The following is a 7,576-nucleotide window of genomic DNA, read 5'->3' on the forward strand; positions in this document are numbered from 1 at the left end:
ATTCTTGAGAATATTTAGCCATTAAAAAGCACCCTTTAAATTAGACTGAGAGTGTCCAACTTTCGGGGTGCAGATTATAAGGTAGGGCTTTTTTAATTATTTAGGCTCGCGTTTTAGCTGTTCTTGCTGGGCGTATTCATCCACATCGGCTAAGTTTTTGGAGACCGATGGAATAGGACGATCTACAAAGCCCATTTTAGGCACAGGGATTTCAATATGATTGTCGACAAAGCCATTACGAATGCGCTCATGCAATTCGTCTTTTACTTTTAAAAAGTTTTCACGCTGACACCACACCGCAAATAAAATTTCAATGGACGATTCGCCAAAAGAGGTTACCGTAACCGCAGGTTTGGGGTCAGCCAATACCAATGGATATTTTTGTGCTACATCTAACAACACACGGCGCACTTTGATAATGTCTTCATCAAAATTAATGGCTAAAGTGATCGGAATACGCCGAATAGGGAATTTGGATAGGTTTTGTACTGGTGCCCGAATCAATTGCTCATTGGGCAGGCGCACATACACATTGTCTTGAGTAAGTAATTTAACCGACAATAAATCAATCGAGATTACTTCACCTTCAATGGTATGACCACGAATCAGCGTGATTTGAATGGTATCGCCAACTTCAAATGAACCTTCACCAATTAAGAACATACCACTAATGAGGTTACTGGCCGACGTTTGAGAGGCAAAACCTAACGCGACGGTTAAAATCCCCGCTGCACCTAAAAATACACTGAGTTTAAAGCCCGCCTCTTTTAAGCCTGCAATCATAAACAGCATAAAAATGCTGTAGAAAATACCGCGTCGCCAGACTAAGTTTTGATGGGCATTAAATTTAGCCCCAACAGTACGAATAAAGGTATTGGACACCACACGGGCAATAAAAAAGCCCATGATAATAATGATCACTGCAATCACAATTTCAATGACGCGATCGGTTTTCCAGCCCTCAAAGGTCCCTGCAAGGCTGCTCCATACCCCATCTAGAATTTTTGAATCTGCCATAACAATCCTTAGAAGAACGAGTCAAACATATTAAACAGCACACTGCCGGATTCACGCGGTGGTTGCAGGTAAGTCACTTCACCGGCTTGTACAGGAGTGCGATTTTCAATCCGAATCCGTGGTGGACGATCTAAACCTTCATGATTGACGCGAATTTGTGAAGTCCACAGCCGACCAGTGGTTTGACTAAAAAACAGCGGTAGCGCCGTGACGGGTACATTCATACGATCAAAGCGTAATTGTTGATTACTGGTATTATGAAATTCAATGGGGGTGATGGCACGAAAAGCACGCGGTTTGAGCTGACTGAGTTCGGTACGTCCATCGACAGAGGTGGAATAACAAATCTCGCCTAAACGCGGATTGGGGCCAAACCAAGTGTCTTTGGGTAAAATCACTGGAATATCAAACAAGGGTTCGCGCTGACCTTCCACAAAACCTGCGATCCAAAGCGGGGTACTGATATACAAAGTACCACGTTGACTGGCGGGAATATAAATCGGGTCAACCGGTTTAATCACCACAGAGCGATTGGCCAAACGTGGCATAAGCTGCACTTTGTCATGTGTGGTTTTAAACATATAGCGTTCAATATGCACCGGTTGTGGAAAAGCAAAAGCAGGATCATCAATCGGATGCCACTGTTGCTCATAGTCATATTGCACTTGTGGACGATGATATTCTAAACGCCATTCTTGCAAGCCACGACTTAAGCGTAGCAACAGTGAACCAAACTGCCAAGCACGCGCCTGACCGATTTCAAAATGATATTCGCCCCACCATTGGGTAATCGGGCTGAAGGAACTTGAGTGCATTAATATCCTAGTCCGCAAAAAACTGACTTCACGCTGTCATCTGCTTAGAGTACACTCAAAATAATTTTTTTCATCATGATAATTTGTGATGCAGCCATTAAAACAGCTACAAATTCCTTATAGTTTTGCTAAACGCCATGCCATTTTAATTCGTTATGCAGGCGATCAACCGATTATTGTACGCCGTGAGCAGACACCTCTGTTGGCGATTCAAGAAGCGCGCCGTTTACTGGGTGTGCCGGCGCAATATGAGTTATATAACGAACAAGAATTTAATCAGCTATTAAGTCGCAGCTTTTCAGGCGACAGCGGTGAGTCACAACAAGTGGCAGCCGGTCTTGAAGATCATCCAGATTTATTGTCCTTAGCCGATTCTGTGCCTGAAGCTGAAGATTTAATGGATCAAGAAGATGATGCACCGATTGTACGCTTAATTAATGCGTTGTTATCAGAAGCCATTCGTGTGGGTGCTTCCGACATTCACATTGAAGCCTTTGAGAAAAAATTATCGGTACGTTTACGTGTGGATGGGCAGTTACGTGAGATTGTACAGCCACGCCGTGAATTAGCGCCGCTGTTAGTGTCGCGGATTAAAGTCATGGCGCGTCTTGATATTGCAGAAAAACGTATTCCGCAAGATGGTCGTATTTCGCTACGTTTAGCCGGACGTGAAGTCGATGTGCGTGTGTCTACTTTACCATCGAGTCATGGTGAACGGGTGGTGATGCGTTTATTGGATAAACAAGCGGGTCGTTTAAACATGAGCCATTTAGGCTTGATGGATGAAGAATATCAGCGTCTTAAAACTTTGGTGCATCGTCCGCATGGCATTATTTTAGTCACAGGTCCGACCGGTTCAGGTAAAACCACCACTTTATATGCGGCCTTGGCAGATTTAAATGATGGTTCACGCAATATTTTAACTGCAGAAGATCCGATCGAGTATCAACTTGAAGGCATTGGTCAAACCCAAGTCAATACCAAAGTGGATATGACCTTTGCAAGGGCGTTAAAAGCCATGCTGCGCCAAGACCCAGACGTAGTCATGGTGGGTGAGATTCGTGATTTAGAAACCGCAGAGATTGCGGTACAAGCCTCGCTTACCGGTCATTTGGTGCTCTCGACCTTACATACCAATACTGCCATTGGTGCAGTCACGCGTTTAAAAGACATGGGTATTGAGCCATTTTTATTGTCAAGTTCACTTATTGGCGTGATTGCCCAACGTTTGGTGCGTACTTTATGTCAGCAGTGTATGACATGGCAGCCTGCCGATGAATTTGAGCAGCAAATCTTTACCCAACTGAACACGCAAGCGCTAACCGAGTTGCCACATCCTAGGGGTTGTGAGCATTGTGGGCATACCGGTTTCCAAGGACGTACCGCAATTTATGAAATTGTCCCTGTAGACGATCATATGCGTCGTTTAATTCATGGCAATGCTGCTGAATTTGAACTTGAAAACTACGCCCGTCAAGCCGCAGGTTCCATTCGCCAAGATGGTTTAAACAAAGTGCTGCAAGGTAAGACGACTTTAGAAGAGGTGTTACGTGTGACCAATGCAGCAAGTGAGTAATTACCACAACTGAACAATTTTTTGCATTAATTGTGCCCGATAGGGCGCCGTTGGATTGCCGGGATTACGCAGTGTTTCATTGTCGTAAAAGGCGTGCCATGCTTGCACCATCTCAAGGGTTACGCCTTGGCTTTTAAGTCCCTCAACATCTGCGCGGTGAATGCTTTCAAAGCGTCGTTTGGCATCATGCGGTCCTGTGCCCCAACCAATAATCCCTTGTCCAAATGCAGGCAAAGTCATATTGTTAGGTGTGGCTGGAATCGGCATACGTTGATAAGCAGGATTAACTAACGATTGCATAACAGGGCGAACTTGTTCAGATATGTGTAGTTCTGCTTGGGCGATGCTTGATAAGGTAAATAAACTGGTGGCTAAAATTAAAGGTTTAAACATATTAGCTGCATTTTTATGAAGATCAGCTTTTATAATAAGAAAAGTAGGCACAAAAAACAGCACTTGTAGGAAAATCCTATCAAGTACTGTTAAATAATGGTCATCTTTAATAACTCACTAAAACGCGATGTTGCATTAATGGCATAGATTGACGGATTTGAGCTTGTTCAGCCAAATCAAACGGTACTGTAATTAAGCCTGCACCTTGTGTATCAATATGCGCAAGCACATGACCACGCGAATGTGTGGCTGCGGTATGTCCCCAAGTTTGGCGCTTTTGCCCATGCCATCCTTGTTGTGCCGAACCTAATACCTGACATTGTGTATCCATCGCACGTGCTTGTAGTAACAACTGCCAGTGCATTTCACCTGTGGTATAGGTAAATGCCGCAGGTGCCGTCAAAATGTTGGCACCGCGTTGACGCAAGCTCAAAGCCAGCTCTGGAAAACGTAAGTCATAACACACCATTAAGCCAATATGACCAAATGGTGTTTTTGCCACAACCAGATCTGTGCCGGGTTCAAAATATTTCGACTCTTGATAGCCACCCACTGCATCATTCACTTGCACATCAAACAAATGAATTTTGTCATAACGTGCTTCAGTGCGCTCAGGACTAATACATAAACTCACCGTGCGCACGCGACCATCTTGAATGATCGAACCATCTGGACGATAAGGGCAAGGCAGGGTACCTGCCACAATCCATAATTGATAACGGTGTGCCAATTGCTCTAAACGCGCTTGAATCGCTTCAAACTGTTCTGCTGTTTGGCGTTGTTTGCCACCTGCAAAACAGACAAAGTTTTCAGGAAAGACAATCAAAGCAGCACCAGCAGCCTGACTTTGTTGCATCAGTTGTTCAATCACAAGAAAATTAGCTTCAATATCATCTTGTGAGTTCATTTGTGCAACAGAAAGTAAAGTCATGGCTACTCCATTATTTTAAACATTTTGATTGGATTGTTCTAAATTTTCTTGTTCTTTTTCAAGCTGTTTGACCAAAGGCTCAAACATATTTTGGTTGTTTTCATTCAGCTGCATTAAGGTTTTATGCGCCTCAAGCACAGTGTGTAACATATTGGCATGATTAATATGATCATCCACCAAGGCTTTGGTCGATACATCTGATTCACTGCGATAATTTAAAATCACAAACACCTGACCCAAGCCCATGCTATTGGCTAAAGTGGTAATGTCAGGGTTGGTCGATAGCATAATGGCTTGTAGGTGATGAATTTGTTTGAGCTTTAGCCCAAGCTTAGCAAGTACACCAAGCACAGTACTATCAATAAAGGTGGTTTGCGTAAGATCAACAATCGCACCAACAACATCTTCATGCTGTTCTAATTTACCAAGTAGTTTATCGAGACTGATGCAAGAATGGGCACGCACTTCGCCAATAAGCTTAAAAATATGCGTTCCGTTCAAACTTGCGTATTCAACATGACCTGTTGACATATAAATGCCATTTGCAGAAGAAGGATAGAAAATTATCCCATAGCCTGTATATATAACTCAAGCCTCGATCTAGCAGATGTTGAGTGAATTGATACTAAGATTTTGATAAATCAGCTATTTCATTCTTCTTAGACTTAAGATAGCAATGTCGTCGGCAACGTGTTCGGGTGCTTGAAAGGATTGATTTTGCAAATGAAATACCAATTGCTCAAATTGTTCGTTTAAGCCACCGCTATAGGGTTCAAGTGCACCGTCTGAGCAAATAATAAACCGTGCATCACGATTTAAGCGGCATTCAAACTCTTCAACCTCTAAATCTTCGGTTAAACCCAAAGGAAAACTGCTGGTGTTAAGAACTTTTGGTGGCTGATCTTTTTCAAAAATAATTGCAGGTGGATAGTGTCCTGCACTTGACCAACGAATTTCATGGGTTTCAATATTTAAAATACCTGCCAACATGGTGATATGTTTTTCAATATTTTCTTGTACCAACATGCCGTTGAGTTTTTTAAGCAATTCCCGTGGCGTTTTAGAGCGACCATGAAATGCCGCCATCCACGAGGTAAGTAAAGAGCTTGTTACACCATGGCCTGATACATCGGCCAAATAAAACATAATTTCTTTGTCGCTAATTTTCCAATAATCGTACCAATCACCAGATAAATAAGCCGAAGGTTTAAACAAAGTTTCAACTTGATAGTTGGGTAGTTCAATTGGATTGGGTAATAAACGGCGTTGTAATTGTGCAGCCGAAGGTAAATCACGGCTGTCTTGGTTGCGTTTATATTTAGCGTCAATTCGTGCTAATGCTTCTTCAGGCTCTTCAGGCAAACGATTCCAAATCCAACCGGCAAGTGCACCTTGTTCCCATGCTTGAGATAGGGCACTGCCTTCTTGATCAAAACCCAATACAATGGTGGGTAAATTCCACTGATGTGTTAAATAATCTTGCACATCTGCAATGGCAATAATGGTTGGGTCATACAGTTGAATATCTTCTATGGCAATCATTTGTACGTTAGGTAACGTATCTAAGACCTGATCTAAATAAGCGATATCGCGAGTCGGTTGAATGAAGTACATAAAGACAGTGTATGATCCTTAAAATCAAATGAATAATAAGTCGACTACTATAGCAATCAATTACTATAAAAAAATCAATTGCGATGCAGTGAACGAATTATTTTACAAAATACTGAGCACTTTTATTGATCTGAGTCTAGGTTTTCTTGATCAAGATCGATTGAATCATCAAAGTCATCATCAATAAAAAGCATGCTGTCATCGTTTAAACCACGTTTTTGCGCGATTTCAAAGCTCTTACGTTGTAGGTAAATATCACGCATTGCAGCATATTTATCACCTTGTAAAACGCTTTCTAAATCAAGTAAGCCGGCACGCGCATCAACCCCACGCCATGCCATTTCAGTCCAATATAAACCTTCGTTGTCATCAAGTATATATTTTTGCGGACGCGCTTGAGTATCTACTAAGCTCCCTAGTCCATCGCGAATTGTACTTGGACCTAATAAAGGCATGACGAAGTAAGGACCCGACGGTACACCATAAAAGCCTAAGGTTGTGCCTAAGCTTTCATCTTCACTGTCTAAACCTAAGCGCTGTGCAGGATCGGCAAAACCTAAGGTCGTTAGTGTATTAATTGTAAAACGTCCTAGGCTTTTGGCTGCACGCAAAGGTTTGCCTTGTGCCAATTGATTGACTGCATTCCAAGGTTCATCTAAATTTTTACGTGCTTGGGTGAGTGAGCCTCGAATCTGTTCAGGAACTTTTTCAGTGTAGCTTACAGCCACAGGACGCAACACAGTGCGATCTAAAGCATCATTAAACGCGTAGATTTGACGATTTAAAGGCTGTAGAGGATCTTTAATTTCCTCACTTTGTGCTGCATTGGCATCAACTTTAAATTGCTCAGCACGCAATTTTTTTAATTGTTGTAGTGTTTCAAAACGTGATACTTCCTCAGCAGCTTGATTCTGTGTGGCCAAAGCTGATGAAGTTGCTAGAGCACAAGCGAGGCTCACCCAAAGATAAGAATAACGCATATAAAATCCTAAACAATTAAGATGTAATGACAATACAGAGGATCATTCACACTGTGTATAGATCCTATTAAAGCAAATTTGACTTAAAAAAGCAGAAAATGAATAAAAAATATGCACTCAAGCCTAATTTTAGCAAGAATATGTAAAAAGTACTTGTACAAGTTAAAAGTCTGTCTATAATCGCCCTCCATCAGCAGCGCTTGTTTAAATTAATTAAAAAAAGTGTTTGACTCTTTTAAGATTAAGAGTA

8 protein-coding genes are annotated in these 7,576 nt (G+C 42.0%); 1 reads left to right on the top strand and 7 read right to left on the bottom strand.

Going from position 1 to position 7,576, the window contains the following annotated elements:
• Positions 1–96: 96 nt before the first annotated feature.
• Together Q0017_RS12745 and Q0017_RS12750 are read right to left on the bottom strand one after the other, a co-directional pair.
• On the bottom strand, positions 97–1,017 hold the full coding sequence (locus tag Q0017_RS12745; protein WP_298147487.1) for a mechanosensitive ion channel family protein: 921 nt from the start codon (positions 1,015–1,017) through the stop codon (positions 97–99).
• Between the two features lie 8 nt (positions 1,018–1,025).
• Positions 1,026–1,832: a hypothetical protein gene (locus tag Q0017_RS12750; protein WP_298147490.1), complete on the bottom strand. Its 807-nt coding sequence runs from the start codon at positions 1,830–1,832 to the stop codon at positions 1,026–1,028.
• Between the two features lie 88 nt (positions 1,833–1,920).
• On the opposite strand from Q0017_RS12750, the gene gspE reads away from it, so the two are divergent.
• A complete protein-coding gene (gene gspE / locus Q0017_RS12755; protein ID WP_298147493.1) occupies positions 1,921–3,408 on the top strand; it encodes a type II secretion system ATPase GspE in 1,488 nt (495 codons plus the stop codon).
• Here gspE and Q0017_RS12760 read toward each other — a convergent pair whose 3' ends face one another.
• The 5 genes from Q0017_RS12760 to Q0017_RS12780 all read right to left on the bottom strand — a co-directional run bounded on the left by Q0017_RS12760 (position 3,409) and on the right by Q0017_RS12780 (position 7,326).
• The gene (locus Q0017_RS12760; protein ID WP_298147496.1) at positions 3,409–3,801 is read right to left on the bottom strand and encodes a DUF4951 domain-containing protein; all 393 of its coding nucleotides are present in this window, start codon (positions 3,799–3,801) and stop codon (positions 3,409–3,411) included.
• A 106-nt stretch (positions 3,802–3,907) separates the two neighbouring features.
• Positions 3,908–4,732, bottom strand: a complete 825-nt coding sequence (locus tag Q0017_RS12765) for a carbon-nitrogen hydrolase family protein (protein WP_298147499.1) — start codon at positions 4,730–4,732, stop codon at positions 3,908–3,910.
• Positions 4,733–4,747: 15 nt separating this feature from the next.
• Entirely contained in the window at positions 4,748–5,263 is a 516-nt protein-coding gene (gigB, locus tag Q0017_RS12770; protein WP_298147502.1) for an anti-anti-sigma factor GigB, read from the bottom strand.
• A 114-nt stretch (positions 5,264–5,377) separates the two neighbouring features.
• On the bottom strand, positions 5,378–6,346 hold the full coding sequence (gene gigA / locus Q0017_RS12775) for an RsbU family protein phosphatase GigA (protein WP_298147505.1): 969 nt from the start codon (positions 6,344–6,346) through the stop codon (positions 5,378–5,380).
• A gap of 122 nt (positions 6,347–6,468) precedes the next feature.
• On the bottom strand, positions 6,469–7,326 hold the full coding sequence (locus Q0017_RS12780) for a VacJ family lipoprotein (RefSeq protein WP_298147509.1): 858 nt from the start codon (positions 7,324–7,326) through the stop codon (positions 6,469–6,471).
• Positions 7,327–7,576 lie beyond the last annotated feature (250 nt).

It is taken from the genome of uncultured Acinetobacter sp. (assembly GCF_947624825.1).
Lineage (GTDB): Bacteria > Pseudomonadota > Gammaproteobacteria > Pseudomonadales > Moraxellaceae > Acinetobacter.

Excerpts from the sequence above, each read along its gene's own strand:
- Q0017_RS12745 (WP_298147487.1), bottom strand. The coding sequence starts at position 1,017 with ATGGCAGATTCAAAAATTCTAGATGGGGTATGGAGCAGCCTTGCAGGG.
- Q0017_RS12750 (WP_298147490.1), bottom strand. The coding sequence starts at position 1,832 with ATGCACTCAAGTTCCTTCAGCCCGATTACCCAATGGTGGGGCGAATAT.
- gspE (WP_298147493.1), top strand. The coding sequence starts at position 1,921 with ATGCAGCCATTAAAACAGCTACAAATTCCTTATAGTTTTGCTAAACGC.
- Q0017_RS12760 (WP_298147496.1), bottom strand. The coding sequence starts at position 3,801 with ATGTTTAAACCTTTAATTTTAGCCACCAGTTTATTTACCTTATCAAGC.
- Q0017_RS12765 (WP_298147499.1), bottom strand. The coding sequence starts at position 4,732 with ATGACTTTACTTTCTGTTGCACAAATGAACTCACAAGATGATATTGAA.
- gigB (WP_298147502.1), bottom strand. The coding sequence starts at position 5,263 with ATGTCAACAGGTCATGTTGAATACGCAAGTTTGAACGGAACGCATATT.
- gigA (WP_298147505.1), bottom strand. The coding sequence starts at position 6,346 with ATGTACTTCATTCAACCGACTCGCGATATCGCTTATTTAGATCAGGTC.
- Q0017_RS12780 (WP_298147509.1), bottom strand. The coding sequence starts at position 7,326 with ATGCGTTATTCTTATCTTTGGGTGAGCCTCGCTTGTGCTCTAGCAACT.